The 24395-nt window shown below is 46.0% G+C and carries 31 protein-coding genes; 10 read left to right on the forward strand and 21 right to left on the reverse strand.

The window, feature by feature from the left end:
- Window positions 1–116: 116 nt before the first annotated feature.
- Entirely contained in the window at window positions 117–914 is a 798-nt protein-coding gene (locus tag ICV90_RS09565) for a methyltransferase domain-containing protein (protein WP_215358695.1), read from the reverse strand.
- A gap of 23 nt (window positions 915–937) precedes the next feature.
- Here ICV90_RS09565 and ICV90_RS09570 point away from each other — a divergent pair, with 23 nt between their 5' ends.
- On the forward strand, window positions 938–1681 hold the full coding sequence (locus ICV90_RS09570; RefSeq protein WP_215358696.1) for a ComF family protein: 744 nt from the start codon (window positions 938–940) through the stop codon (window positions 1679–1681).
- A 10-nt stretch (window positions 1682–1691) separates the two neighbouring features.
- Complete coding sequence (gene trmL, locus ICV90_RS09575; RefSeq protein ID WP_215358697.1) at window positions 1692–2162, forward strand: tRNA (uridine(34)/cytosine(34)/5-carboxymethylaminomethyluridine(34)-2'-O)-methyltransferase TrmL; 471 nt, start codon at window positions 1692–1694, stop codon at window positions 2160–2162.
- 21 nt (window positions 2163–2183) lie between these two features.
- Here trmL and ICV90_RS09580 read toward each other — a convergent pair whose 3' ends face one another.
- From ICV90_RS09580 to ICV90_RS09595, 4 genes are read right to left on the reverse strand one after another with little or no spacing between them, the layout of a single operon-like run.
- The gene (locus ICV90_RS09580; RefSeq protein ID WP_215358698.1) at window positions 2184–3206 is read right to left on the reverse strand and encodes an NAD(P)H-dependent glycerol-3-phosphate dehydrogenase; all 1023 of its coding nucleotides are present in this window, start codon (window positions 3204–3206) and stop codon (window positions 2184–2186) included.
- Between the two features lie 24 nt (window positions 3207–3230).
- Complete coding sequence (gene secB, locus ICV90_RS09585) at window positions 3231–3743, reverse strand: protein-export chaperone SecB (RefSeq protein ID WP_215358699.1); 513 nt, start codon at window positions 3741–3743, stop codon at window positions 3231–3233.
- Window positions 3744–3768: 25 nt separating this feature from the next.
- Window positions 3769–4026, reverse strand: coding sequence for a glutaredoxin 3 (grxC, locus tag ICV90_RS09590; RefSeq protein WP_215358700.1), 258 nt, complete (start codon window positions 4024–4026; stop codon window positions 3769–3771).
- A 10-nt stretch (window positions 4027–4036) separates the two neighbouring features.
- Window positions 4037–4450: a rhodanese-like domain-containing protein gene (locus tag ICV90_RS09595; RefSeq protein WP_215358701.1), complete on the reverse strand. Its 414-nt coding sequence runs from the start codon at window positions 4448–4450 to the stop codon at window positions 4037–4039.
- A 22-nt stretch (window positions 4451–4472) separates the two neighbouring features.
- On the opposite strand from ICV90_RS09595, the gene gpmA reads away from it, so the two are divergent.
- Genes gpmA through ICV90_RS09610 form a run of 3 tightly spaced genes read left to right on the forward strand, consistent with a single transcriptional unit; the run spans window position 4473 to window position 7385 of the window.
- Window positions 4473–5162 (forward strand): 2,3-diphosphoglycerate-dependent phosphoglycerate mutase, encoded by a 690-nt coding sequence (gpmA, locus tag ICV90_RS09600; RefSeq protein ID WP_215358702.1) that lies wholly within the window; start codon window positions 4473–4475, stop codon window positions 5160–5162.
- A 12-nt stretch (window positions 5163–5174) separates the two neighbouring features.
- On the forward strand, window positions 5175–6608 hold the full coding sequence (locus ICV90_RS09605) for a S41 family peptidase (RefSeq protein ID WP_215358703.1): 1434 nt from the start codon (window positions 5175–5177) through the stop codon (window positions 6606–6608).
- Between the two features lie 24 nt (window positions 6609–6632).
- On the forward strand, window positions 6633–7385 hold the full coding sequence (locus tag ICV90_RS09610; protein WP_215358704.1) for a HesA/MoeB/ThiF family protein: 753 nt from the start codon (window positions 6633–6635) through the stop codon (window positions 7383–7385).
- A 16-nt stretch (window positions 7386–7401) separates the two neighbouring features.
- On the opposite strand, the gene ptsP is transcribed toward ICV90_RS09610, so the two are convergent.
- The 8 genes from ptsP to ICV90_RS09650 all read right to left on the reverse strand — a co-directional run bounded on the left by ptsP (window position 7402) and on the right by ICV90_RS09650 (window position 15020).
- Window positions 7402–9153: a phosphoenolpyruvate--protein phosphotransferase gene (gene ptsP, locus ICV90_RS09615; protein ID WP_215358705.1), complete on the reverse strand. Its 1752-nt coding sequence runs from the start codon at window positions 9151–9153 to the stop codon at window positions 7402–7404.
- A 5-nt stretch (window positions 9154–9158) separates the two neighbouring features.
- Entirely contained in the window at window positions 9159–9428 is a 270-nt protein-coding gene (locus tag ICV90_RS09620; protein WP_215358706.1) for an HPr family phosphocarrier protein, read from the reverse strand.
- Window positions 9429–9445: 17 nt separating this feature from the next.
- A complete protein-coding gene (locus ICV90_RS09625; protein ID WP_215358707.1) occupies window positions 9446–9868 on the reverse strand; it encodes a PTS sugar transporter subunit IIA in 423 nt (140 codons plus the stop codon).
- A gap of 2 nt (window positions 9869–9870) precedes the next feature.
- Window positions 9871–10812 carry a glutathione synthase gene (gene gshB / locus ICV90_RS09630; RefSeq protein WP_215358708.1) on the reverse strand — a complete coding sequence of 314 codons (942 nt, stop codon included), beginning with the start codon at window positions 10810–10812 and terminating at the stop codon, window positions 9871–9873.
- A 28-nt stretch (window positions 10813–10840) separates the two neighbouring features.
- A complete protein-coding gene (gshA, locus tag ICV90_RS09635; RefSeq protein WP_215358709.1) occupies window positions 10841–12139 on the reverse strand; it encodes a glutamate--cysteine ligase in 1299 nt (432 codons plus the stop codon).
- A gap of 104 nt (window positions 12140–12243) precedes the next feature.
- Window positions 12244–13728 carry an ammonium transporter gene (locus ICV90_RS09640; protein WP_215358710.1) on the reverse strand — a complete coding sequence of 495 codons (1485 nt, stop codon included), beginning with the start codon at window positions 13726–13728 and terminating at the stop codon, window positions 12244–12246.
- A gap of 14 nt (window positions 13729–13742) precedes the next feature.
- On the reverse strand, window positions 13743–14081 hold the full coding sequence (locus ICV90_RS09645) for a P-II family nitrogen regulator (RefSeq protein WP_011903792.1): 339 nt from the start codon (window positions 14079–14081) through the stop codon (window positions 13743–13745).
- A 24-nt stretch (window positions 14082–14105) separates the two neighbouring features.
- Window positions 14106–15020, reverse strand: a complete 915-nt coding sequence (locus ICV90_RS09650) for a TorF family putative porin (RefSeq protein ID WP_215358711.1) — start codon at window positions 15018–15020, stop codon at window positions 14106–14108.
- A gap of 264 nt (window positions 15021–15284) precedes the next feature.
- Here ICV90_RS09650 and ICV90_RS09655 point away from each other — a divergent pair, with 264 nt between their 5' ends.
- Window positions 15285–15539, forward strand: coding sequence for an accessory factor UbiK family protein (locus ICV90_RS09655; protein WP_072582658.1), 255 nt, complete (start codon window positions 15285–15287; stop codon window positions 15537–15539).
- Between the two features lie 21 nt (window positions 15540–15560).
- On the opposite strand, the gene ICV90_RS09660 is transcribed toward ICV90_RS09655, so the two are convergent.
- From ICV90_RS09660 to ICV90_RS09690, 7 genes are read right to left on the reverse strand one after another with little or no spacing between them, the layout of a single operon-like run.
- Window positions 15561–16145, reverse strand: coding sequence for a hypothetical protein (locus ICV90_RS09660; RefSeq protein WP_251367728.1), 585 nt, complete (start codon window positions 16143–16145; stop codon window positions 15561–15563).
- A complete protein-coding gene (gene lipA / locus ICV90_RS09665; RefSeq protein WP_215358712.1) occupies window positions 16138–17148 on the reverse strand; it encodes a lipoyl synthase in 1011 nt (336 codons plus the stop codon). Before lipA ends, ICV90_RS09660 begins: the two co-directional genes overlap by 8 nt.
- Window positions 17145–17789: a lipoyl(octanoyl) transferase LipB gene (gene lipB, locus ICV90_RS09670; protein WP_215358713.1), complete on the reverse strand. Its 645-nt coding sequence runs from the start codon at window positions 17787–17789 to the stop codon at window positions 17145–17147. Before lipB ends, lipA begins: the two co-directional genes overlap by 4 nt.
- Window positions 17790–17797: 8 nt before the next feature.
- Window positions 17798–18064, reverse strand: a complete 267-nt coding sequence (locus ICV90_RS09675) for a DUF493 family protein (protein WP_072582654.1) — start codon at window positions 18062–18064, stop codon at window positions 17798–17800.
- Between the two features lie 19 nt (window positions 18065–18083).
- On the reverse strand, window positions 18084–18797 hold the full coding sequence (locus ICV90_RS09680; RefSeq protein WP_215358714.1) for an alpha/beta hydrolase: 714 nt from the start codon (window positions 18795–18797) through the stop codon (window positions 18084–18086).
- Window positions 18798–18823: 26 nt separating this feature from the next.
- A complete protein-coding gene (locus ICV90_RS09685; RefSeq protein WP_215358715.1) occupies window positions 18824–19132 on the reverse strand; it encodes a ferredoxin in 309 nt (102 codons plus the stop codon).
- Window positions 19133–19148: 16 nt separating this feature from the next.
- Window positions 19149–20243, reverse strand: coding sequence for a VanZ family protein (locus tag ICV90_RS09690; protein WP_215358716.1), 1095 nt, complete (start codon window positions 20241–20243; stop codon window positions 19149–19151).
- Window positions 20244–20280: 37 nt separating this feature from the next.
- Here ICV90_RS09690 and ICV90_RS09695 point away from each other — a divergent pair, with 37 nt between their 5' ends.
- Complete coding sequence (locus ICV90_RS09695) at window positions 20281–21066, forward strand: biotin--[acetyl-CoA-carboxylase] ligase (RefSeq protein WP_215358717.1); 786 nt, start codon at window positions 20281–20283, stop codon at window positions 21064–21066.
- The gene (locus ICV90_RS09700) at window positions 21063–21872 is read left to right on the forward strand and encodes a type III pantothenate kinase (protein ID WP_215358718.1); all 810 of its coding nucleotides are present in this window, start codon (window positions 21063–21065) and stop codon (window positions 21870–21872) included. The genes ICV90_RS09695 and ICV90_RS09700 overlap by 4 nt, the downstream gene beginning before the upstream one ends.
- Here ICV90_RS09700 and rfaE2 read toward each other — a convergent pair.
- Window positions 21869–22357 (reverse strand): D-glycero-beta-D-manno-heptose 1-phosphate adenylyltransferase, encoded by a 489-nt coding sequence (rfaE2, locus tag ICV90_RS09705; RefSeq protein ID WP_215358719.1) that lies wholly within the window; start codon window positions 22355–22357, stop codon window positions 21869–21871. The genes ICV90_RS09700 and rfaE2 overlap by 4 nt on opposite strands.
- A 107-nt stretch (window positions 22358–22464) precedes the next feature.
- On the opposite strand from rfaE2, the gene ICV90_RS09710 reads away from it, so the two are divergent.
- Window positions 22465–23019: a glutathione peroxidase gene (locus ICV90_RS09710; RefSeq protein WP_371743899.1), complete on the forward strand. Its 555-nt coding sequence runs from the start codon at window positions 22465–22467 to the stop codon at window positions 23017–23019.
- Window positions 23016–24392 carry an NAD(P)/FAD-dependent oxidoreductase gene (locus ICV90_RS09715; RefSeq protein WP_215358721.1) on the forward strand — a complete coding sequence of 459 codons (1377 nt, stop codon included), beginning with the start codon at window positions 23016–23018 and terminating at the stop codon, window positions 24390–24392. Before ICV90_RS09710 ends, ICV90_RS09715 begins: the two co-directional genes overlap by 4 nt.
- The last annotated feature ends 3 nt before the right edge of the window (window positions 24393–24395 follow it).

Consider the following 24395-nt stretch of genomic DNA (forward strand, 5'->3'; position numbering starts at 1 on the left):
TCTCAAGCCAATACATCCAGCCGTGATTATAGGGTTAATTAGGCACAAGAACAAACCGGGATAACCCAGCTTGAACCAATCTTGGTCGAGGTTAAAATGATAGTAAGTACTTACACTTAGGCAGAATCTGACCTAGTCTTGCGCACAATTTGATTTGCATCAATATAGGCTACGCTGTCCTTCGCCTTTGCAAGGTGCTTTCCGAGGGCCCACGCATGCCCATAAACCACCTCTAAGGTGATTTTTTGGGGCAAAACCTCTTTTTCAATTGCTTTGGGAGAGGTGGAATGCATCAATTTCAGCGCACTCATATCTGTCAGCAATAAGGCCGGCTTCTCATAATCCAAGGTGAGGTACTCCATATCCATGACAGGATCAGAAAACCGCTCACCAAGCAAGGCATCCCCCATATCGTGCATATCCCAAGGGCTTAATAAATTCTTGAGCTTTAATTCCGAAAGATCCAAGGAGCGCAACTCTTTTCCAGTATCGGGCCCTAAATAGCTAAATGTGATTAAGCCGCCCTCGCGCAGAACACGCCAACACTCCTGCAAAAAATGCTTTGGATCAGGTAAATCGTGCAGCAAAAGATCGCTAAACACTAAATCAACCGAATTGTCGGGAATATCAAATCTTCCAGACGAGGCGTAGCTTGCCAAGGGGCTAGAGTTGATAGCAAATAAAGACCGCCAATTACTCAGCGCTTTAGCGCGCCACATTTGAAATCCTGAAACACCTTTTTCGGTGATGCTAAAAATACGCGCCTTTGGATAGCGTTTAGCAAGTACATCCAGATGCTTGCCAGCAAAATCAGGCACCACCAAGATGTCTTTTACATCAAGCTTAACGATATCTAATTTCTGCAGCATGCGATCTGCAATTTCGTCTTGTAACCATCTAAGGGGCTGGGTCATTGGCTCAGTATACTCAGCGCCCCATGCGATTTCCAGAGAACATTTTTCAAACTATTTGTGAGCAGCTTTTGCCAACAGCCTGCATTGCTTGTCAGGGGTTCCAACAATCATCTCTATGCGATTGTTGTCTCAATCAATTACGCGATGAAGGTTTATTGAACTATCAATGCTGCTACCAATGTGGCATAACACTTCAGGTTTCAGAAATTGCAGGGCAACGTTGTACGCAATGCCAAACCTTGAAGCCCCACTTTGATGAAACTTATTGTTTAGATCGCTACGATGGATTGTTACAAACTCCACTACATGAATTGAAGTATCAAAAACGCATTGCGTTTGCTAATGCCCTTGGCAGAACATGGAACTTACTTCTCAGTAAGGAGCTTGAAGATATCTCTGCCGATTATTTGCTCCCAGTGCCCCTCAGTATTGAGAAGTTAGCACAGCGTGGTTTCAATCAAAGTTGGGAAATTGCCAAACGAATTCAGTGTGGGGGGTATATTAAAAAATCGCCTTATGTGCTGCAGCGCCATCATTATGCAGAGCACCAGGCCGGCAGCACCTTGAGCAATCGCCAACTAGCCATTCAGGGAATGTTTTACGTTGAAGAGCACTACATTCAGCGGCTAGCTCACAAGACTGTAATTGTGTTTGACGATGTGATGACAAGCGGCGCAACTCTTAATGAAATTGCGCGCGTTCTGAAGGACAATGGTGTATCTCGCGTCATTAATTGGGTAGTACTGAGAGCTGCGCGACCAATTTAAAGAGTGCTACATGTTTAATATCGTTTTATTCGAACCAGAAATCCCACCCAACACGGGCAACATTATTCGTTTGTGTGCCAATACCGGAGCAAAGCTACATTTAATTGAGCCGCTTGGGTTTCCGATGGAAGACGCTAAGTTGCGTAGAGCAGGCTTGGACTATCACGAGTTTGCACGAGTCAAAGTCCACAAAAATTGGTCACAGTTTTTAAAAGATGAGCAACCCGATCCTCAGCATCTCTTTGCATTGACCACTAAGGGCTCGGGAAAGTTTCATGTAGGCAAATACGCGCCAGATGATTACTTTGTATTTGGCTCTGAAACTAAAGGCATTACAGATGAAGTCAGGGACTCCATTCCGATTGAGAATCGTATGCGCCTAGCGATGCAAGATAGCAGTCGCAGTCTGAATTTATCAAATACTGTTGCAATCGTAGTGTATGAAGCTTGGCGCCAGAATGGCCTTGCAGGCGGTCAGTAAAAACCGATTCAGCTGCTGTACTTACGATTCGATTTTAGGATCGCGCCCCATAAGCTTTTTAACGGCATCATGCGGCTTCAACTTTCCAGAGAGCACTTCACCCATCATCGAAGTAATCGGCATCTCAACCCCTAGGCGTTTTGCCAAATCGCCAACCGCCTCCGCACAAAGCACACCCTCGGCAACGTGACCAAGATTTGCAAGAACCTCAGGTAGCGACTTGCCAGCAGCAAGCTCAAGACCAACGCGACGATTGCGAGAAAGGTCACCAGTGGCAGTCAAGATTAAATCTCCAACACCAGTTAAGCCCATACAAGTTTCAGATTTGCCACCGGCAGCCTTCACAATGCGCATCATCTCTGCTAAACCGCGTGTGAGAACTGCAGCGCGTGCGTTCAAACCCAAATCTAAGCCATCACCAATACCTGCAGCAATCGCCAAGACATTCTTAATAGCGCCGCCTAACTCCACACCAATCAAATCATCACTTGAATACACACGCATATTGCCGTGATGGAAAGCGGTTTGCACTGCTTCACATAACTTAGGAGATTTGCTAGCAACAGTTAAAGCGCAAGGCATACCCGCACCAACCTCACGTGCAAAGCTCGGGCCGGATAAGGCACCATACGAATGCGTTATTCCATGAGAATGCATCTTGCTCTCACGCTCTACTACCTGGTGGGGCAATAAGGCGGTATTCGGCTCAAGCCCTTTGCAGAGCCAAATAATATTGAGTGGGTGCTCAGCAATTTTTAATGCTTGGGCGATTGTTTCCGAAAGCCCTGACATTGGTGTAGCAATGACCAATAAATCATCGCTAGAAAGCCTTTTGATAGCAGTAGAAAAGTTGCTCTCAAACTTGAGACCTTTAGGTAACTGAATCCCTGAAAGATAAGCGCGATTTTCAGCGCTCTCTTCGATTTCTTTTAACTGTTGTTTACTACGAGACCATAAAACAACATCACCCCCTTGGAGAAAGCGAGCTGCTTGTGCAGCCATCGCCGTTCCCCAGGCGCCAGCACCAAGCAGTGTCACCTTCATGATCTGTGGGCTCGCTCGTTGAGCTTAGTGAGGCTTGCTCTCAGCGGCAGCGCCATCCTTAGCAGCAGCTTCTTGTTGAGCTTGCATCAAACGATGTTCGTACATGCCGTGGAAATTAATCTCATTCAAATGAATTGGCTGGAAGCCTGCGCGACTAATAATGTCGGCAATATTTGAACGCAAATACGGGTACAAAATCGTTGGGCAAGCAATACCAAGCATGGGATCAATTTGCTCAACCGGAATGTTACTAAATTCAAAGATGCCGGCTTGTTTTGCTTCTACCAAGAACAGAACTTTGGTGTCGACTTTCGCAGTCACGGTCGAACTGAGGGCCACCTCAAAGATGCCTTCACTTAAGGGTGCAACGGAGATATCAATCTCAACCTGCACTTGTGGCTCAGACGCAACCAACAAAATCTGCGGAGCATTTGGTTGCTCAAGAGATACATCTTTTAAGTAAATTCTCTGAATACGAAATCCAGGTTCTTTAGCTTGATCGGCACTTGCTTGAGGTGCTGGGGTTTTTTCAGTCATTGCTAACTTTCTTTGTATGTTTAATCTATTGAGCCAATAAGGGATCAAGCTTTCCAGCACGATCCAATGCCACTAAGTCGTCATAACCACCAACATGCGTGTCACCAATATAGATTTGTGGAACAGTGCGGCGGCCAGTACGTGTCATCATTACTTCGCGCTGGGCCGGATCACGATCAATCAAAATCTTTTCTAGATTAGCAACGCCTTTTTTAGTCAGTAACTTTTCTGCCATGACGCAGTAAGGGCAAACTTGGGTGCTATACATTGTTACTGGAGGCATCGATTTTTCCTTATTTCACTAAAGGCAGGGCTGCCGCTTTCCAAGCCTGCACACCACCATCTAAGGCGCCTACTTCAGCAAAGCCCAGCTTTTGAGCTTCGGCCACGAGTTTGCGTGACTGGGAGCCAGTTTCACAAACCAAGACTACTGGGTGTTTACGGTCTAGCTTGAGCTTTTCAATCGCTGCCGTTAAACCAGCAGCATTAGCGAATTTGGCGCCAGGTAAATGACCCGATTTAAAGGCCTCTTCCGAGCGCAGGTCCAAGACATAGGCTTTGCGTCGATTAATCCAAATCGTCGCTTCGGTAGGCGATAAGCCTTTTCCGCCAATAAGCGTAGATAATGAGGGTAGGAAAAGCGCTATGCCTGAAACCAACAGCAGGGCAATAAGCGCTAAATTATCAATTTGCGTGAGAAAGTTCATCACCGGATTATAGAATGGCTCTATGAAACAACTTGTCCTTATTCGTCATGGCGAATCCGCCTGGAACCTTGAAAACCGCTTCACTGGCTGGGCGGACGTCGACTTAACCCCTAAAGGCGCAGAACAGGCCATTGCAGCAGGCACAAACCTCAAAAAAGCAGGTTATGAATTTGATATCGCCTATACCTCCGTTTTAAGGCGTGCCATTCGCACCCTTTGGCACGTTCAAGATGCCATGGATTTGATGTGGCTCCCTGTTGTTCATAGCTGGCGTTTAAATGAACGTCACTATGGCGCGCTCACCGGATTGAATAAAGCTGAAACAGCAACTAAATATGGCGATGAACAAGTTCATATTTGGCGTCGCTCCTATGACGTACGTCCACCGCTACTTGAGCATGATGATGAACGTCATCCTAAAAATGATCTCCGTTACTCAAAGCTCAATCCTTCCGACATTCCTTTGGGCGAGTGCTTAAAAGATAACGTTGAGCGAGTATTACCCTTGTGGAATGAATCGATTGCACCCGCACTAAAGGCTGGTAAACGCGTATTACTAGTGGCACACGGCAATAGCATTCGCTCGCTCATTAAGTACTTAGATCAAATGTCTGATGAAGCGATCATGGAAGTGAACGTACCTAATGGTGTGCCACTTGTTTATGAGTTAGATGACAACCTCAAACCTATTCAACACTTTTATTTGGATTAAAGCAAAAGAGATATGCGCCAATTTCTAAAGAATTTCGCCCTGATAGCCGTTGGCCTTATCGCCGGCGTAGCAGCCACGATCCAGCTCTCCGCGACCGCCCAGCAAAGCGCCCAGCTGCCGCTTGATGAACTGCGCACGCTCTCCAATGTGTTTGCGCAAATTAAGCGCGAATATGTTGAGCCTATCGAAGATAAGCAACTATTAACAGATGCCGTTAAAGGAATGGTGAGTAGTCTGGATCCGCATTCCACTTTCTTAGATAAAAAAGATTTTGCAGAAATGCAAGAGATGACCTCTGGAAAGTTTGCTGGACTCGGCATTGAAATCACTTCTGAAGATGGTGTAGTTAAAGTACTCAATCCAATTGAAGATAGTCCTGCTGCACGTGCAGGCCTTCAAGCTGGAGACCTCATTACCCGTCTTGATGACAAACCCGTACGCGGCATGTCTTTAGATAAAGCGGTGCGTACTATGCGCGGCACTCCTGGAACCAAAATTACGTTGACAGTATTTCGTAAGAGTGAAGAGCGTAGCTTTCCAGTAACGATCACTCGCGCAGAGATTAAAGTTCAATCAGTCAAAACAAAAATTCTAGATAACGATATTGCTTGGGTACGCATCACTAGCTTTCAAGAACGTACCGTTCCTGATCTTGCTAAGAAATTGACGGACATCGCCAATCAAGATCCAAAGCTCAAAGGCATCATTCTTGACCTGCGCAACAATGGCGGCGGTCTATTGCAAGGAGCCGTAGGTGTGGCTGCAGCATTCTTGCCTGCTGATGCAGTCATTGTCTCCACCAAAGGCCAGTCTCCAGATTCAAAACAGATCTTTAATGCAACACCAGCGATGTACCGCCTAAATGAGTCTGGCGACCCTTTGGCCGGCGTTCCAGCAATATTTAAGAAATTGCCTATGGTGGTCTTGGTAAATGCTTATTCCGCTTCCGCATCAGAGATTGTGGCTGGCGCACTCCAAGACTACAAACGCGCAACCATTATTGGAAAAACGACCTTTGGTAAGGGCTCAGTACAAACCGTTCGCCCTCTTACCAATGACTCAGCACTGAAGATTACTACTGCTTATTACTACACCCCTAGCGGCAAGTCGATTCAGGCTTTTGGCGTTAAGCCAGATATTCCAGTTGATCAAAATAAAGATGGCGATCCTGATGATGTATTAATCACTCGCGAGATCGATAGCGAGAAACATCTCCGCAATAAGCAATCTGCCGAAGATAAGTTGATTAAAGATCGAGAGCAACGTCGCCTTGAAGAGTTACAGCGCATTGAAGAGAAAAATGCCAAGAAGACTCCTGAAGAAAAAGAGAAGGATAAAAATAAGAAACCGCCTGAGCTAGGCAGTGCAGATGACTTCATGCTTTCTCAGGCAGTAGCCTTTATTAATGGCCAGCCTGTGAAGCGCTCTTCATCCAAGCTCGAATAATCTTTTAATCTCTGCGGCCGGTATATGAATGACGAGCAGTTACTTCGATACTCCAGGCACTTGCTGCTTGATGAGATTGATGTTGCCGGCCAAGAGAAGCTACTCCACTCACACGTATTGTTAATCGGTGCTGGCGGCTTAGGAAGCGCAGCTTCGCCTTATCTAGCGGCAGCAGGAGTTGGCCATATCACCTTGGTGGATCACGATGAGGTAGAACTCACCAATTTGCAGCGCCAAATCATGCACACCGAAAGTAGCATTGGAAAAAGCAAAGTGGCGTCAGGGAAAGAATTTCTGCAACGCCTAAACTCCAGCATTCAGATTGAGACTATTCAAGCTAAAGCTACAGCATCTCTGCTCGATGAGTTATTGCCAAGTGTTGATGTTGTTTTAGATTGCACGGATAACTTTTCAACCCGGCACCTAATTAATACTGCCTGCGTTAAACATCAAACTCCGCTGGTTTCAGGCTCAGCCCTTAAGTTTGATGGTCAAGTGAGCGTCTTTGATGCACGAAATTCCAGCTCCCCATGTTATGCCTGCATCTTCTCTCCCGATGAAGAGTTTGAGGAAGTCAGTTGCTCCAGTATGGGCATCTTCTCGCCTCTAGTAGGAATCATTGGAGCCATGCAAGCTGCTCAAGCCCTACAGGTATTAATCGGTTTTGGAGAGTCCTTGGTGGGGCGTATGTTGCTTTGGAATGGGCGCACGACCCAAATCGATGAAATCCGCATTAGCCGTAATGCTGATTGCTCGGTATGCGGCTCAGCCCACTAGGCAACGCACAAAATCATTAAGACAGTAGTCGCTCTAAAGCCTTTGCCTGCTCTTCGGGCTCATACGCCTTCAAGACCCTAGCAACGCGGGCTTTTAATAAACCTACATTAGCCTGAAGAATTTCCCGCTTAACCAGCAATAACTGGCTGAAGTGCATTGAGAAATCGGTTAAACCCAAGGCAAGCAGTAACTTGGTTAATGCAGGATCACCGGCCATCTCACCACAAACAGCCACAGGCACATTTGCACGTTTAGCCTGCTCAATGATATTTGCCAATAAATTCAATATTGCTGGATGCAGGGGGTCATACAAATGCGCAACAGCATGATCCGCGCGATCAATTGCCAAGGTGTACTGAATTAAATCATTCGTTCCAATAGAAAGAAAATCGAATCGATTAATAAACAAAGGCAAGACTAAAGCAGCAGCCGGAATCTCAATCATCGCGCCAACTTGAATATTCGGATTAAATGCTTTGCCACGCTGATGCAATTGTTGTTTGGCTTTTTCAATCAGTCTAAATGTTTCATCAATCTCTTTAGCATGCGCCAACATCGGAATCATGATGCGCGCTTGACCATGGGCTGATGCACGCAAGATTGCTCTGAGCTGCGTTAAAAAGATTTCTGGCTCTGTTAAAGACCAGCGGATTGCCCGCAAGCCCAATGGTGATGTGCCTGTTTGAGAAATATCGCCACCGCCGCCCAACGCCTTATCTGCACCAACATCAATAGTTCTGATGTTGACAGGTAAGCCATGCATTAAATCGACTACGCGACGATATTCTTGATATTGCTGCTCTTCATCTGGTAAAGCCTGTTTACGGTCCATGAATAAAAATTCAGAGCGGAATAAACCAACCCCTACCGCACCCAACTTCACCGCCTGAATAGCATCTTCTGGCAATTCAATATTGGCAAACAACTCAATCTCAACACGGTCGGCTGTTTCTGTTTTTGCATGCTTTAACTGTTGGAGCTTACGAGCTTCTTTGAGCACCTGAGTTTGTAGTTTGCGATATTCGGCTAGCAGCTGCTCATCTGGGGCAACTACTACAACTCCTCGATCGCCATCTAGCACCAACCAATCGCCATGGCGAATCATTTCGCTCGCGTGGCGAACACCAACTACCGCAGGTATTTCCATGCTGCGCGCCACGATAGCTGTATGAGAGGTTTTGCCCCCCAGATCCGTTACGAATCCGGTAAAAGCATGCTCTTTAAAACGCAGCATGTCGTGCGGAGCAATATCGTGGGCAACGATGATGGACTCAACACCGATATCGCTGGTTGGCAAAAAATTGGCATCGTTTAATGGATCTTTTTTCTGGGCATTTAATGCCTTAATCACGCGTTCAGCAACCTGACGAATATCGTTGGCGCGTTCCTTTAAATACGCATCCTCAATATCTGCAAATTGCTCCAACAGATCATTCAACTCAGTAGTTAAGGCCCATGCTGCATTTAATCGTTGCGTGCGAATGAGTTTAATGGGCTTCTCAGCCAATGCTGGGTCCGCTAATATCATGCCGTGCACGTCTAAGAATGCCGCCATCTCTTGCGGCGCATCTTTTGGCAAACCCTGGCGCAATTGTTCAAGCTCTAAACGAACCTGATCAAATGCATTCAATAGCTTTTGTGCTTCAACCTCTTCTTTGCCAGCTTCAATCAGGTGATGACTTACTTCTAATGCTGCGCGAGAAATCAGTACCGCCTTGCCAATGGCAATGCCTTTCGATACTGGAATTCCATGCAATGCAAAAGTCATGCTATTTACTCACCCTCACCAAATCGGTCATTAATTAACGCAGTGAGTGCCTGCATGGCTTCATCTGCTTTTTCGCCCACAGTCTCAAGGGTCACAGTACTGCCAATACCAGCCGCCAACATCATCACACCCATAATGCTCTTCGCATTAATTTGACGCCCATTACGTGACAGAAATATTTCACAAGGAAACTGAGCGGCTAACTGAGACAACTTGGCAGATGCGCGAGCATGCAGACCTAATTTATTGATGATTTCGATTTCTGCCGAAGGCATAGTGTGCTGGCCCTTATTTATTCTTGATTTACTTTTGTACCTAAGCGCAAGATGCCATTCTGTCCACCAGCAAGGGCTTTTTGCGCCAAATCTTCCAGATTTTCTCCACGATGAGAAATGCAACGCATCAGCATAGGTAGATTTAATCCTGCCAACACGATGACAGGCGCATTCAATCCCGATAAAGGACCCAAGGCCTCTAACTTTGAGGCCACATTAGCAGGAGTTGCACCCATAACATCTGTCAGGATTAAGACGCCGTTGCCTGTATTCACACCATAAGCAGCCTTCATCACGCGATCAAAGCTTGCCTTGGTATCTTCATGAGGAGGGATATCCACTGCTCGAACACGCTCAGGCAATACACCAAAAGTATGCTCAGCAAACCCCAGCATTGCGCTGGCAACCGGTGTATGAGCAACGATGACAATTCCAGTCATATTTATGCCAATGCTTTCTCTAGTGCTGCCAACCAAAATTGCGCAACATTAAAGCTGCTTTGGTCAGTAATTTCAACAAAACAAGTCGGGCTCGTCACATTAATTTCAGTGAGATAACCACCAATTAAATCCAACCCAACTAAGAATAATCCACGCTGATTTAAAACAGGAGCTAATTTTTCAGCGATTCTTTTTTCGGCCTCGGTTAAGGGCATCGCTACGCCTTTACCACCGGCGGCTAAGTTACCCCGAATTTCGCTACCCTGCGGAATGCGAGCTAGCGCAAATGGCACTACCTCTCCGCCAATTAAAAGCACCCGTTTGTCACCCTGGGCAATTTCTGGCAGAAAGCGTTGAACCATCAGGGTTCTTGCACCATTCTCACCAAGCGTTTCTACGATGCTCGCAAGATTGAGTCCATCAGCCCCAACCCTAAATACACCCATGCCGCCCATGCCGTCTAACGGTTTAATCACGATATCGTGATGTTCCTGATGAAAACGCTCTACTGCAGCCAATTCACGCGTGACTAAGGTAGGCGGAATCAGTTCTGGAAACTCTGTAATAGATAGTTTTTCTGAATGATCTCGAACAGCGCTTGGCTCGTTAAATACTTTCGCGCCCTGACGTACTGCGGCCGATAACAACCAAGTGGTATTGAGGTATTCAATATCGAAAGGAGGATCTGTGCGCATGAGCACAGCGGAAAAAGATTTGAGTGTTCGAGACTCAATCTCACCCAACTCAAACCAGTTGGTGGAGCTGGGCTTAATGACCAAAGACTGGCAATCAGCCACCACAAAATCATCTCTCCACAACACATTACGACTTTGACAAAACCACAAGTGGTGCCCCGCCTCTTGCGCTGCTCGCATCATTGCGAGCGTGGAATCTTTTTGAATCTTAAAAGATTCAAGGGGGTCTGCAATAAAAAGAAGGTTCATTATTTCTATTGAGAGATTAGTGATTTATTTATGCAGCTTCAGCATTGGGATCAGTACGCTCTAGCTCCAATGATGCAGCAAGCAGCGCTAAGCGAGCAACCACACCATACAGATAGAAGCGATTTGGAGCAGCGCTACCTGGCTTAGCCCCTAGATCAGGCATTGAGTTTTGCTCAAAAGCTAGAGGCACAAAGTGCATACCTGGAGCATTCAGGTTCTCATCTGGTCCACGGTCAGTATGAACGCGATAGAAGCCGCCAATGACATAACGATCGATCATATACACCACCGGTTCAGCAACCGCTTCATTGACCTTCTCAAAGGTATAAACACCCTCCTGAATCAATACATCGCTGACCTCAAGGCCTTCCTTAACCACACTCATCTTATTGCGGTCCTTACGATTCAAGCCCTTTAACTGCGCGGGATCATTGACTACCATCACGCCCATGCCATAAGTGCCAGCATCAGCTTTTACTACGACATAAGGTTTCTCTTTAATACCGTATTCACGGTACTTCTTGGCAGTCTTTTTCAAGACTTGCTCTACAGCAGTTTGAAGTTCGTCTTCGCCCTTACGCTCGTGAAAATTAATATTGGAGCAACTAGTAAAGTAAGGGTTGATCATCCATGGATCGATATCAACGACTTTGGCAAATTTCTTTGCCACCTCTTCATAGGCAGCAAAGTGATTAGATTTACGACGCACATGCCAGCCAGCATGCAAGCCTGGCAGCAAGTACTGCTCATAGATATTCTCCAGAATCGGAGGAATGCCTGCGGATAAGTCGTTATTCAATAGGATCGAGCAAGGATCAAAATCTTTTAAACCTAGGCGTTGTTTCTTGAGGCCAAGTCGAGCAAGGGGCTCCATCAACAAGCGATTGCCATCAGGCAAATCAATCCAGGTTGGCTTCTTAATTTCTTCGGAGAAAGTACCCAGCCGAACATTCAATCCGGCTTGACGCAAAATCGAAGACAAGCGCGCAATATTCTGCAAATAGAAAGTATTGCGTGTATGTCGTTCTGGTATCAGCAATAAGTTTTTGGCCTCAGGGCAAATCTTCTCAATGGCAGCCATGGCAGCTTGAACAGCAAGCGGCAACATCTGCGGCGAAAGGTTATTAAACCCTCCAGGGAAAAGATTGGTATCAACTGGAGCTAACTTAAAGCCAGAATTGCGTAAATCGACAGAACAGTAAAAAGGCGGGGTATGTTCTTGCCATTCCAGCCTGAACCAACGCTCAATGGTTGGGGTCGCTTCTAGAACCTTTGACTCTAATTCGAGCAAAGGGCCGGTGAGTGCAGTAATGAGATGTGGAACCATTCCACCATTGTAAGATTATTAAAAGAAAGACGCGGGATCCGAGGATCCCGCGCTTAAAACTAGGCAGCCAACCAGGGCCGCCCAGTGAGGGGTAAATCTACTGATTAAGACTCGTAAGCAGTCTCACCGTGTGAGCTGATATCCAAGCCTTCGCGCTCTTCTTCTTCCTTAACGCGCAAACCAATCACGATATCGATCAATTTGAAGGCTACGAAAGAAACTACGCCAGACCAAATTACAGTGGTAATTACGCCTTGAGCTTGGATCCACAATTGGCTAGCAATTGAGTAATCAGGAGCAACAGCGTTAGCCACATAATCCCAAATACCAGAGCCGCCTAATGCTGGGTCAGCAAATACACCGGTCAACAATGCACCAGTAATACCGCCTACGCCGTGAACACCAAACACGTCCAAGCTGTCGTCTGAGCCCAAAATCTTCTTGAGACCAGTAACACCCCAGAGACAAACTACACCAGCAACTAGGCCAATAATGATTGAACCCATTGGGCCAGCAAATCCAGCTGCAGGAGTAATTGCAACTAAACCTGCTACGCAACCGGATGCAGCGCCCAACATAGATGGCTTACCTTTGAGAACCCACTCAGCAACTGACCAGCCCAATACAGCAGCAGCAGTAGCTAAATAAGTATTCACGAATGCCAAGGCAGCACTACCGTTTGCTTCAAGAGCTGAACCAGCATTGAAACCAAACCAGCCAAACCACAAGAGAGCAGCACCAGCCATTACATAAACTAAGTTATGTGGCTTCATTGCTTCTTTGCCGTAGCCCAAACGCTTGCCGATTACAAAGGAACCAACCAAACCAGCGATCGCAGCATTAATATGCACAACGGTACCACCAGCAAAGTCGAGAACACCTTTTTGCCACAACCAACCAGCACGAGCAGTAATTGCTTCGAGTGATGCAGCATCTTTGATGTCATCTGGACCAGGCCAGAACCAAACCATGTGAGCGATTGGCAGGTAGCTCAAAGTGAACCAAATCACCATGAATACCAAGATTGCAGAGAACTTAGCGCGCTCAGCAAAAGAGCCAATGATCAAGCAGCAAGTGATAGTTGCGAACACTGCTTGGAAAGCCATAAATACATACTCAGGAATCACAACACCCTTACTAAAGGTTGCTGCTACTGAGTCTGGATTCATACCAGCCAAGAAGAGTCGATCTAGTCCGCCGATGAATGCTCCGCCTTCCGTGAATGCAAAGCTATAGCCATAAATCGCCCATAGCACTGAAATCAAAGAGAAGACCATGAAACATTGCATACAGATAGACAAGATGTTCTTGCTACGTGTCAAACCGCCGTAGAACAACGCCAAGCCAGGAAGAGTCATCAACAGCACTAATGCTGTACAGACCATCATCCAAGCAGTATCTGCTTTATTGCACTTTTCAGAGCAAAGAACAGGAGCAGGTTCTGCAGCAGCAGGAGTAGCAGCTGGAGCTGTTACAGCTGGTTTTTTAACTTCATCAGCATGCGCTGGCGAAGTAACCATTACACCAGTAGCACCAATGGCCAAAGCCATAGCACCACCAGCAACGAGTCGTTTCATCCAAGTTAACATTTTTGAACCTCTCTTTAAAGTGCTGATGCGCCGGTTTCACCGGTACGAATACGAATGACGTGCTCAACTGGAGAGACAAAAATCTTGCCATCACCAATCTTGCCAGTACGTGCTGATTTTTCAATTGCTTCAATCGCACGCTCCAAGATGCCATCTTCAACAGCAGCTTCAATTTTTACTTTAGGTAAAAAGTCGACAACATACTCAGCACCACGATACAACTCGGTGTGACCTTTTTGACGACCAAAGCCTTTAACTTCAGTGACGGTAATGCCCGAAACTCCCACTTCCGAGAGAGCTTCGCGCACTTCGTCAAGCTTGAAGGGCTTGATGATTGCGGTAATTAATTTCATGTGTTTCTCCGTTCAGAGTGGAAATTAGAAAGTTTTTGTCAAAGCTACAACTGCGTTACCGCGTCCAGCATTGCCACCGTTAGGTGTTGAGTAAACATACGTATTGCCAACCTTCTGCGCGCTTGTACCTGTGTAGTAAGCAGTGCCTGACAAGCCGCCGCCGAAGTCTTTAGTTAAACCAAGTTTCCAGTCAGCATAGCTAGCATTCCATGTTCCACCGTTACCAGCTCCAGCGATTGCAGATGTAGTAACAATATTATTCGGTACATACTGATAACCAACGTGTGCATTAACAGTAATTCCATAGAAACCAGTGTCATAGTTTGCTGTCAAGTCAGGATAAAGAGCACCTGAAGACTGTTGCAGTCCAAACAAAGTTGTTACAGCATAAGAGACTTTTCCGAAACCAGTTACAGGCCCAAAAGTGAAGTTTTGTGCAGCGTATAACTCAGTTGTATTAGGCGTTGTACCAGAAGCTTGACGTGATGCTGGGTTAGCGGCAACCCAAGCATTAGATTGGCTTGATGGCATTCCTGAAGTTGGGTAGTAGTACTGCAATACACCGATGTCGGTTGCAAAACCTTCGCCAATAAACTCTTTCTTAAAGCCAGCGTAGAAGTCCATCTCAACAGGAGCAGAAACAGAATGACCGCCTTGGCCGGCACCAGGATAACTATCGCTAATCCAAGTAATAGAAGAGTTCCAGTTACCAATGTAAAAACCGCTCTCATGAGCGTAATCAAAGCCACCTTGAATTGCTGGCTTGTTATTAGTTTGTGTCAAGCCACGATAGATATAGTTGCTTGCAACAGTTACGTTAGCAGTGATTGGGCTAACTTCAGCCGCTGCTGGCTCATCAGCCGCGAATGCTACAGTTGAAAGGCCTGCCAACAAAGCTACTGCTGCTGCAGAGATTGCTGTCTTTTGCAAAGTTTTCATGAACTACTCCTTACTGGTTGTAATAAAAAAATGGGTTGAATGCTTATTGCATGGGGTGATATTGAATCCCCGGGGGTTCATGGCTTTGTCACAAATCCCCCAAATAAGGCAAATGCCCATTTTTGGTGCCAAATATTGCACCGAATGAGTGAATATGGGGCATTTTTTGGGTTTTAACCCCTTTTTGGGCAGTTTTACGCATACAACTTAAAATACGAATGTGTATCTTTTCTGCAACTCTCAATAGAACTGCGAACCCTCATCATGCAAAAACCAGGCGAAATCCTCGAACAAATCCAACGTATCGCTAACGATATGCAGAACAAAGTTGGTGATGCCATTCGCAACTCGCCAGCTCAAGAAATTGAAAAGAATGTACGCGCCATGATGAATCAAGGATTCCAGAAAATGGATTTAGTAACGCGCGAAGAGTTTGATCTTCAAAGCAAAGTACTTGCTAAGACACGTGAAAAGCTAGAAGCGCTTGAAGCTAAAGTTGCCGCGCTAGAAAAACAATAATTAAATGATCTTCTCTTCAGACTACTCTGGAGAAAAATCACTAAAGAAGTTTTCGTACTCTTCTGCGGATAAAAAAGTTTTCGCATTCTCATTTCCTGCATTGGCATGCAGGACAGAAATCTGATAAATCCAAGTATCTCCAGTTGGGCCTACTCGATTAATCCAACGAACGCGCATGAGTTGCTGCGATTTACCGCTGGATTTCAAATCCAAAAAATAATCTTTAATCGGTAAACGCTGTCGATCTGCTGTTTTATAAAAAGCATCCTCAACAGTGACGTCGCCACCAGATCCTTTTGCCCTATCGATTAAGTTAGCCTGTAATTGCGAAAGTAACTTATTTAGTGAGGTACTTTGATTGGCCAGCAATTGAATGGTGCTGACCGAGTAAATATCATCATCAATTTTTACCGCTTCCAGTGTCTGTAAAAGTTCTTGATCAAGATAAGGAATGCGGCGCTCTAATTTGTCTGGTTTGCCAGGAAATAAAGCGGTATATCTTTCTTGCGGCGCTTGGACTGTACGCCAATCTAATTTAGGGCTGCATGCAATCAGAAAAATGAAAGTCGCTAGTAGGGTGGCGGCTTTAAATATCCCTCTAAACAACCCCAGCTCCGTGCGCCTGTTGATCGGCGTGATAGCTTGAGCGCACCATAGCGCCTACAGCCGCATGAGAGAAGCCCATTTCATACGCCTTTTCCTCAAACATCTTAAAGACGTCGGGATGAACGTAACGCGTAACAGGTAGATGATGCCCTGACGGGGCAAGATACTGACCAATAGTAAGCATGTCGATATTGTGCTCACGCATATCACGCATGACTTCCAAAATCTCTTCATCTGTTTCACCAAGACCCACCATTAAGCCGCTTTTGGTTGGGACATGAGGAAAGCGCTCTTTAAAATCCTTCAAGAGCTTTAAAGAATGCAAATAATCTGCACCCGGTCTAGCCTGTTTGTATAAACGTGGCACTGTTTCGAGGTTGTGATTCATCACATCAGGCAAACCACTAGGCGCATGCTCAGCAAAAATATCTAACGCTTTATCTAGACGACCACGGAAATCTGGTACCAATACTTCAATACGGGTATTTGGGGAGAGTCCGCGTGATTGAGAAATACAGTCAACATAGTGCATTGCGCCACCATCACGAAGATCATCACGATCTACGCTTGTAATCACCACATAGTTCAGTTTGAGAGCGGCAATAGTGCGCGCTAAATTAGCAGGCTCTTTTTCATCAAGAGGATCTGGTCTGCCATGGCCTACGTCACAGAACGGACAACGACGAGTGCACTTGTCACCCATGATCATGAATGTGGCAGTCCCTTTACCAAAACATTCCCCAATATTGGGGCAGCTGGCTTCTTCACAAACAGTCACTAACTCGTTCTCGCGCAAAATCTTTTTGATTTCAGAAAAGCGAGAATTATTAGAGGCCGCCTTCACCCGAATCCAGTCAGGCTTTTTCAATACCTCTGTCAAAGGAATGATTTTGATCGGAATGCGCGCAGTTTTCTCGCTTGATTTTTGTTTACGTGATGCGTCGTAATTGAGGTCTTGGCGCGCCTCGATAGGTGTCTTGTTGTCAGGCTTATTTGTGGTCATGATGGCATCAGTTGCTTTTGTAAATGCTGCAAAAGCCTTTGGCTAATAGTGTCTATATTGTCCTTGATCCCAAGGGTTTGCATGTCGACTGTCTTTAAACCCTCATACCCACAGGGGTGGATACGCTGAAAGGCCTCTAAATCGGTAGCAACATTCAGGGCTAGGCCATGATAGGAGCAGCTTTTGGAGACTTTGAGGCCCAAGGCAGCCACCTTGGCACCAATCCACTCTGAAGGCACCCCAGATTGCCCTGAGACATAAATTCCCGGAGCTCCCGGATGCCTTTCAGCCTTAATCCCAAAATCTGCCAGCGTATCTATCAGCGCTTGCTCTATACGAGAGACTAATTCTTTTACAAAGATCCCTAGGCGCTTTAGATCTAGCAAAAGATAAACCACGATTTGGCCTGGCCCGTGATACGTAATCTCTCCACCTCGATCTACTTGCACGAGTGGAATTTGATTGCTGGGTGAATGCAAGTTACCCGCATCGCCCGCCAAACCTAAAGTGAAAACCGGAGGATGCTCTAAGACCCAAATTTCATCGGGCGTTTCACTAGTGCGCTCTTTAGTAAAGAATTTCATTGCCTCATACGTAGGGGCGTAATCTGCTAAACCCAGTTGTTTTACTAAAGCGGACATGAATTCAATTACAGAACAACACTAACCAATGGATGGGTGGACAAGGTTCTGTACAACTCATCCAACTGCTCACGACTAGTCGCAGTAATTGGCAAAGTAATGCCGAGGTAATTTCCATCCTTAGAAGGACGCTGCTCGACCTTACTCTCATCAAACGTAGGATCAAATTGTTTGGCAATATGCACTATCGCTGGAAGATATTCTGGATTTGCTTTACCCATGACCTTGATTGGAAATAATGATGGGTACTCGATTAATGATTTTTCTTCGGCCATATAGTCTTTCTATTTCTAATTACTTACGATGATCTGGCATACCTAACCACGCGCCAGTAATGATGTTGCGAATGCAATGCAAGCGGCGATGGAAAAAGTGATCTGCGCCAGGCACCACTTGCACAGTCAACTCTTGCGGACGCGCCCAATCTAAAACATCAAGCAAGGGAATGGTTTCATCCAGTTCCCCATGAATCAAAATCGTATCCGCGGGCACTGGAGCCAGAGTCCATTTGCCTGCGGCGCTACCCACCATCACTAGGCGCTCAGCTGGACGGCCCAATTCTGAAAGCCTTTGCACCAGGTGACTGCCAACAAAGCTTCCAAAAGAAAAACCGGAGACGACTAGCGGCAGGGTATTCGCCTCTCCTGTCCAGGAATGATTCGCAGTCGATTCAAATTGACTCCAACTTGATGGTGTTCGCATCCAATCGGTTACATGTAGCAAGTCTTCTAACTCACCAACGCCATCATCATGAACACCCTCAGTTCCACCTACACCGCGAAAGTTTGGGCGCACGCTGACGTAACCCAATTGGTTAAAAGCGCGCGCCATAGTTTGAGCCACCTTGTTATCCATCGTGCCACCCATCAAAGGATGAGGATGCGCCACAAGGGCCAAGCCACGCACAGCAAATGCAGGATCATTTTTTAATTCATCCGGCAGATCAATAGACATTTCCATTGATCCGACAATGCCTTCAATCTGAATTACTTTTGTACGGCTATTCATAAAAAACTTTCAACTCTCTGTAATGGCTAGGCTAATTGCAAGCGCTCTACTGGACGCCCTGCGATCAAATGAGACTGAATAATTTCTTCAACATCATCCACATCAACCATGGTGTACCAAACACCGTCTGGGTAAACAACCATGACTGGGCCGTCAGCACAGCGGTCCAAGCATCCCGCCTTATTCACTCGAATTTTTCCTGGACCCGCAAGACCAAGGTCTTTTACTCTCTTCTTGGCATAGTCAAACAAGGCAAAAGCATTGTGTTGATCGCAACAATCTTCACCATTGGCACGCTGATTGAGGCAAAAAAATAGGTGGTGTGAAAAACTCATAGAAAAATTATATTCATCAATGTTTCGGTTTAAATTCCACGGCACTTCGAACCATCCAAATCAGTGCCAGAGGTAACCATACTACGGAAACCCACTGCATCAGTTCATTAAAGTGCAATAGACGCCCTTGATACCAGTGTCTGAGCGTCAGAATAAAGTACGGATTGTCAGGCAAAACATTGACCGCTATTGTGGTGCCGAGCAAGCAAATCAAAGCTAACCAAAACTTTGTCATTTGCTTTAGCTTTAAGGTCCATCTTAATAAAATGCTGCCTATGACCATCCCCCAGAGAGCTCCATCTGTAAGCCAGATCAAACTAAACTCGGCGCCAAATTGAAGTGCGGTAAATAAAGTCTTCACCATCACCGTTAGACCAAGCAGTCCATTGAGAATACGCCACTGGGGGGCTTTCGCGCGTAACCCCAGAGAGAGCAGCAAGGCCACCCCAAGCCAGCACAAGGAGGTAATAACCGTTTCTTGAATGAGCTGATTAATCACCACAGTACCCCAATCAACTGAGCCAAATATGGCATGCCCCCATACTCCCGTGCCAAGCCAAGAGCTTTGTGGATAAATTTGTGACCAAGGAAATAATAAGAACAAGGCGCAAGCCGCCCAGTTGAGGCCAAACCATTGATCAAAACGCCGACGAATTGCACTTCCAGAGAGCCATTGCGGCCCCAAAGGAATCGCTAATAAGCCCCCTAACAATCCTCCTAATATATTGGCCCACCAATCCATCTGACTCGGTATGCGTGTAGGTAACCAAGATTGCAAAGTTTCTACACCTAGCGCCAGGGCAGCACTCAAGCTAAGGGCAATTCCAAGGGCTACATAGTTACGCCAACGGGGGTAGGCAGCAAACATCACCAAAAATCCAAATGGAATGTAAGCCAAGATATTGACTGATACATCAAATAGCGTCATAAAACGGGGCAAAGGGGCGTCCAACCAAGCCCAAGCAGAGATCCCATTCTGAAAATCAAAGTCAAAGGGGTTTAGGCTCACATAGATGATCAAAAGCGCGTAGCTTAAGCTCATAGCCCTCGCCAATGGCATAGCCTGTAGTGGCCATACCAGCTTGCGAGGTCGTTGCTCTTTTTGATCCATCCCACAATTCTAGGGCAGACCTTTCTACAATGGCGGAATGACTGCAAATTGCATACTTGAGCGCGTTACCGAGACTAGATCCACCAATGATGATCTTATGACTCGCTGGCGGGCAGGGGAACTCATTGATCCAGTGGCTCGGATTGCCCACAAACAAACTGCTGGTAAAGGTAGGGCAGGCCGAGCATGGCTAGCCAATCCCGAAGACTCTCTTTGCTTCTCTTTAGCATTTCCATTGAAAAGAACCCCTGCAGAACTGAGCGGACTGAGTCTATTGGCTGGTCTCGCAGTAATAACGGGCATTGCACAAGCATGCAACCTGAGCGAGGAAGAACTTCAACAGGCCGGTCTGCAGCTGAAATGGCCCAATGACTTATTGCTGAACAAGAACAAGCTTGGCGGCATCCTCATTGAAGGCGGCCAAGCAAAAGCAGGTGATCCTACTTGGATGATTATTGGGGTTGGTATGAACTTGCGCAATCCAGAAGCGATTGAGGCAAATCTTAATGCTGGACTCAAAGTGGGCTCACTTGCTCAACTGACAAAATCACTTCCTGATACCGAATATCTCTGGCTCAAACTGATCGCTTCACTTGAACACAGCCTTGCCGAATTTGACCTAAATGGATTTAAGTCTTGCAAAGAACGTTGGATGAGCTGGGATGCCTATCGAGATCAAGCGGTGTGCATTTCTGGCGCTGGAAAAGATCCCATTCATGGTATTGCAAAAGGCGTGGATGAGACAGGGGCATTACTATTGGAACAGGAAAACAAAATCATCGCCATTCATGCTGGTGATGTTTCATTGCGGATTCAATCATGAGCCTTTATTTATTTTTTGATGTTGGTAATACGCGCCTGAAGTGGGCGGCTGTCGAGTCAACACAAAATCCCAGCGCTCAACAAAAAAAGTTGTGGGCATACTCAGGCTCTATTAGCAGTAAGTCTTTGCAATCAGCAGAACATCGAGCTGAGTTGGCAGACTATATTTCTAAAACCTTACCGAAGCCCGCGGCCATTGGTTTTGCCTGCGTTGCTGGCCATGAGGCAATGACTAATCTTAAATCACTATTTCCACAATGGAGTGATTTAGATTGGAAGCAACTCAAAGGGGATAGCACTTATGCAGGGATGCGTAGCCTGTATCAAGATCCCAGCAAGCTCGGCGCAGACCGCTGGGCCGCACTAATTGGGGCGCGCGTTTTATCGAATAAAAACACCCTGCTTGTGAATGCCGGTACTGCGACTACCATCGACTTACTAGGTTCTAACGGCTTACATTACGGCGGATGGATTTTGCCTGGCCTTGGATTAATGCAAGAAAGTTTGGCAAACAATACTGCGCAGCTAGGCCTAGCTAAGCGTGGGGAGCATCATGGATTTGGATGCTCCACCAATGACGCAATTATCGGCGGTTGTGATGCAGCGCAAATTGGTGCAATTCTGTACGGAATACAGCAGGCAAAAGAATTAAATTTTCCCATTGAAAAAATTTGGCTTGATGGCGGAAATGCCAAAGTCCTAGCGCAAGAAATTACAAAAACTAATTTGCCAATCAAGCAAGCTGTGGAAGTAACTGAAGGGTTAGTACTTCGCGGTACCTGGGCGTGGTTACTACAAAACCTTTAAGAGCGAATCTTACCTAAGAGGCTTGTAGTTGAGCGCTCGTATAGGAAAGGTATCGCAACTGCTTTACCACCCCAACTTTTTACCAGATGGGTTTCAGCCAAGGTATCGATTTCGTAATCACCACCCTTGACGTAAATATCAGGACGAATTTTTTCAATCAAATTGACTGGTGTTTGTTCGGTAAACAACACAGTCATATCCACGCTTTCCAATGCAGCCAATAAAGCCTGACGATCAGCCTCTGAATTAATAGGCCTGTCGTCGCCTTTACCCAACATCTTCACTGAGGCATCAGAATTTACACCTACTACCAAGCTGACCCCCAAGGCACGGGCCTGAGCCAAATAACTGGCATGGCCGCGGTGCAGGATATCGAAGACTCCATTAGTAAATACCAATGGCCTAGGAAGCTTTTCTAGACGAGCAGCAAGCTGTTCTGGTGAGCAGACTTTTGCTTCAAAAGAGGGGGGTGGCAAATGACTCATAACCCAATATTAATGGCAATCTTACGAGGCCAGCGATATTAGCCAGAATGTCTTAGACTTGGCCTCTCACTCATGAATAAAAAAGGTGCGATATGCCCCGTTTTGTAATGAACTGCCTATTTGGGCTTTTTGCTTTCTTATCTGGATTTCAGCTTGCCATTGCTGCGCCCACTTGCAGCCCGCTGCTCTCCCATACTTTTCCTCGCTTGCAGGACGAGGCGCCGCAAAACCTTTGCCAATATCAAGGAAAAGTAATATTGGTAGTCAATACAGCCAGCTTTTGCGGCTTTACCAGCCAATATGAAGGTCTTGAGAAGATTTACGCTAAATACAAGGACCAGGGCTTTGTCATTCTGGGCTTTCCCTCTAATGACTTCGGGCAACAGGAGCCTGGGAGCAATAAGGAGATTGCCGATTTCTGCAAGAACACCTATGACGTTAAATTTCCGATGTTTGCTAAGAGCGCGGTTTCCGGCGGCAACCCAAATCCCCTATTTAAGATGTTGATAGCCAAAACTGGCACAACTCCAAAATGGAATTTTTATAAATATTTAATCGATCGAAATGGTAATGTGGTTGATTCGTTTGGAAGCATTACCAAACCAGCTAGCAGCAGCATTACAAATGAAATTGAAAAGCTTTTAGGAGAAAAAGCTCAGTGAGTAAAAAAAGAATCGCCATTATTGGCGCAGGCATCTCTGGATTAGGCTGTGCCTACGCCTTAAGACAACATCCTGAATTTGAAATTACCTTATATGAAGCTGGCGATCACATTGGCGGTCACAGCAATACAGTCGATATCACTTGCAACATCGGTGGCAAAGACATCACACATGGCGTAGACACTGGTTTCCTGGTATTCAACCGCAAGACTTATCCACGTCTCGTTCGTTTATTCGAAGAAATTCAAGCGCCAGTAGCCCCCTCAGAAATGTCTTTTTCTGTATCGATTGATACAGCCACCAAATCTGGGGCGGGGAAAAAGATTGAATGGGCCGGCAACGACATCAATTCTTTTTTTGGACAAAGATCTAATCTTCTCTCTCCATCATTTTGGAGAATGGCCTATGACATCTTGCGCTTTAATCGTTTAGCCACTCAGTTGGCGCATGACCAAATTGAAGCTGGTCATCAATACAAAGAGCCTGATGAAAAAATTGCGGATTTTTTAAAGCGCCATCGCTTTAGTCAAAGCTTTAAAGAAAATTACTTTCTACCGATGATCGGTGCCATCTGGTCTTGTTCAGTCGAGCAGATGCTCGAGTTTCCTATTCAAACTATGGTGCGCTTCTGCCATAACCATGGCCTGCTACAAATCCAAAATCGTCCGCAATGGTTGACCATCAAGGGTGGCTCACGAGAGTATGTAAAGCGACTTGTAGCGGCACTAGAAAAGCATGGTGTGGCCATTAAAAGGGAATGTGTCCTGAAAGTAAATACAGGTCATGATGGCGGGCAAGTTGAGGTTATTAGCCAAGCTGGCTCTGCCCATTTCGATGAAGTCATCATGGCTTGTCATAGCGATCAAACGCTAGATTTAGTGCATGGCATTGATCAACAGGCCAGAAATATCCTAGCATCAGTTCCATACCAAAAGAATCGCGCAATATTACATACCGATATTCGTTTCTTGCCAGATGCAAAACGTTGCTGGGCTGCATGGAATTACACCGCTAAATCCGGCGCCAAAACCAATACAAAACAACATGTCAGCGTTAACTACTTAATTAATCGCCTGCAACCATTACCAGACCAACTTAAAGATACGCAAATTATTGTGAGCTTAAATCCCTCGAAAGAGCCGGATCCAAAACTTGTACATCAAGAGATTCACTACTCACACCCTGTCTTTGATATGAATGCGATACAGGCGCAGAAAGAGCTTCCCTTAATTCAGGGCACATCATCTATTTGGTATTGCGGTGCCTGGACAGGATTTGGGTTTCATGAGGATGGCTTGCGTTCCGGCGAATTAGTTGCAGAAGCTTTAATTGAAAGCATTCGTCAACCGATCAAAACCAAACAAGATGTGTAGTTG

The organism is Polynucleobacter sp. JS-JIR-II-b4 (assembly GCF_018687815.1).
Taxonomy (GTDB): Bacteria; Pseudomonadota; Gammaproteobacteria; order Burkholderiales; family Burkholderiaceae; genus Polynucleobacter.

Bases quoted from the DNA above. Each gene is read 5' to 3' on its own strand.
- ICV90_RS09565 (WP_215358695.1), bottom strand. From the start codon at position 914: ATGACCCAGCCCCTTAGATGGTTACAAGACGAAATTGCAGATCGCATG.
- ICV90_RS09570 (WP_215358696.1), top strand. From the start codon at position 938: ATGCGATTTCCAGAGAACATTTTTCAAACTATTTGTGAGCAGCTTTTG.
- trmL (WP_215358697.1), top strand. From the start codon at position 1,692: ATGTTTAATATCGTTTTATTCGAACCAGAAATCCCACCCAACACGGGC.
- ICV90_RS09580 (WP_215358698.1), bottom strand. From the start codon at position 3,206: ATGAAGGTGACACTGCTTGGTGCTGGCGCCTGGGGAACGGCGATGGCT.
- secB (WP_215358699.1), bottom strand. From the start codon at position 3,743: ATGACTGAAAAAACCCCAGCACCTCAAGCAAGTGCCGATCAAGCTAAA.
- grxC (WP_215358700.1), bottom strand. From the start codon at position 4,026: ATGCCTCCAGTAACAATGTATAGCACCCAAGTTTGCCCTTACTGCGTC.
- ICV90_RS09595 (WP_215358701.1), bottom strand. From the start codon at position 4,450: ATGAACTTTCTCACGCAAATTGATAATTTAGCGCTTATTGCCCTGCTG.
- gpmA (WP_215358702.1), top strand. From the start codon at position 4,473: ATGAAACAACTTGTCCTTATTCGTCATGGCGAATCCGCCTGGAACCTT.
- ICV90_RS09605 (WP_215358703.1), top strand. From the start codon at position 5,175: ATGCGCCAATTTCTAAAGAATTTCGCCCTGATAGCCGTTGGCCTTATC.
- ICV90_RS09610 (WP_215358704.1), top strand. From the start codon at position 6,633: ATGAATGACGAGCAGTTACTTCGATACTCCAGGCACTTGCTGCTTGAT.
- ptsP (WP_215358705.1), bottom strand. From the start codon at position 9,153: ATGACTTTTGCATTGCATGGAATTCCAGTATCGAAAGGCATTGCCATT.
- ICV90_RS09620 (WP_215358706.1), bottom strand. From the start codon at position 9,428: ATGCCTTCGGCAGAAATCGAAATCATCAATAAATTAGGTCTGCATGCT.
- ICV90_RS09625 (WP_215358707.1), bottom strand. From the start codon at position 9,868: ATGACTGGAATTGTCATCGTTGCTCATACACCGGTTGCCAGCGCAATG.
- gshB (WP_215358708.1), bottom strand. From the start codon at position 10,812: ATGAACCTTCTTTTTATTGCAGACCCCCTTGAATCTTTTAAGATTCAA.
- gshA (WP_215358709.1), bottom strand. From the start codon at position 12,139: ATGGTTCCACATCTCATTACTGCACTCACCGGCCCTTTGCTCGAATTA.
- ICV90_RS09640 (WP_215358710.1), bottom strand. From the start codon at position 13,728: ATGTTAACTTGGATGAAACGACTCGTTGCTGGTGGTGCTATGGCTTTG.
- ICV90_RS09645 (WP_011903792.1), bottom strand. From the start codon at position 14,081: ATGAAATTAATTACCGCAATCATCAAGCCCTTCAAGCTTGACGAAGTG.
- ICV90_RS09650 (WP_215358711.1), bottom strand. From the start codon at position 15,020: ATGAAAACTTTGCAAAAGACAGCAATCTCTGCAGCAGCAGTAGCTTTG.
- ICV90_RS09655 (WP_072582658.1), top strand. From the start codon at position 15,285: ATGCAAAAACCAGGCGAAATCCTCGAACAAATCCAACGTATCGCTAAC.
- lipA (WP_215358712.1), bottom strand. From the start codon at position 17,148: ATGACCACAAATAAGCCTGACAACAAGACACCTATCGAGGCGCGCCAA.
- lipB (WP_215358713.1), bottom strand. From the start codon at position 17,789: ATGTCCGCTTTAGTAAAACAACTGGGTTTAGCAGATTACGCCCCTACG.
- ICV90_RS09675 (WP_072582654.1), bottom strand. From the start codon at position 18,064: ATGGCCGAAGAAAAATCATTAATCGAGTACCCATCATTATTTCCAATC.
- ICV90_RS09680 (WP_215358714.1), bottom strand. From the start codon at position 18,797: ATGAATAGCCGTACAAAAGTAATTCAGATTGAAGGCATTGTCGGATCA.
- ICV90_RS09685 (WP_215358715.1), bottom strand. From the start codon at position 19,132: ATGAGTTTTTCACACCACCTATTTTTTTGCCTCAATCAGCGTGCCAAT.
- ICV90_RS09690 (WP_215358716.1), bottom strand. From the start codon at position 20,243: ATGGATCAAAAAGAGCAACGACCTCGCAAGCTGGTATGGCCACTACAG.
- ICV90_RS09695 (WP_215358717.1), top strand. From the start codon at position 20,281: ATGACTGCAAATTGCATACTTGAGCGCGTTACCGAGACTAGATCCACC.
- ICV90_RS09700 (WP_215358718.1), top strand. From the start codon at position 21,063: ATGAGCCTTTATTTATTTTTTGATGTTGGTAATACGCGCCTGAAGTGG.
- rfaE2 (WP_215358719.1), bottom strand. From the start codon at position 22,357: ATGAGTCATTTGCCACCCCCCTCTTTTGAAGCAAAAGTCTGCTCACCA.
- ICV90_RS09710 (WP_371743899.1), top strand. From the start codon at position 22,465: ATGAACTGCCTATTTGGGCTTTTTGCTTTCTTATCTGGATTTCAGCTT.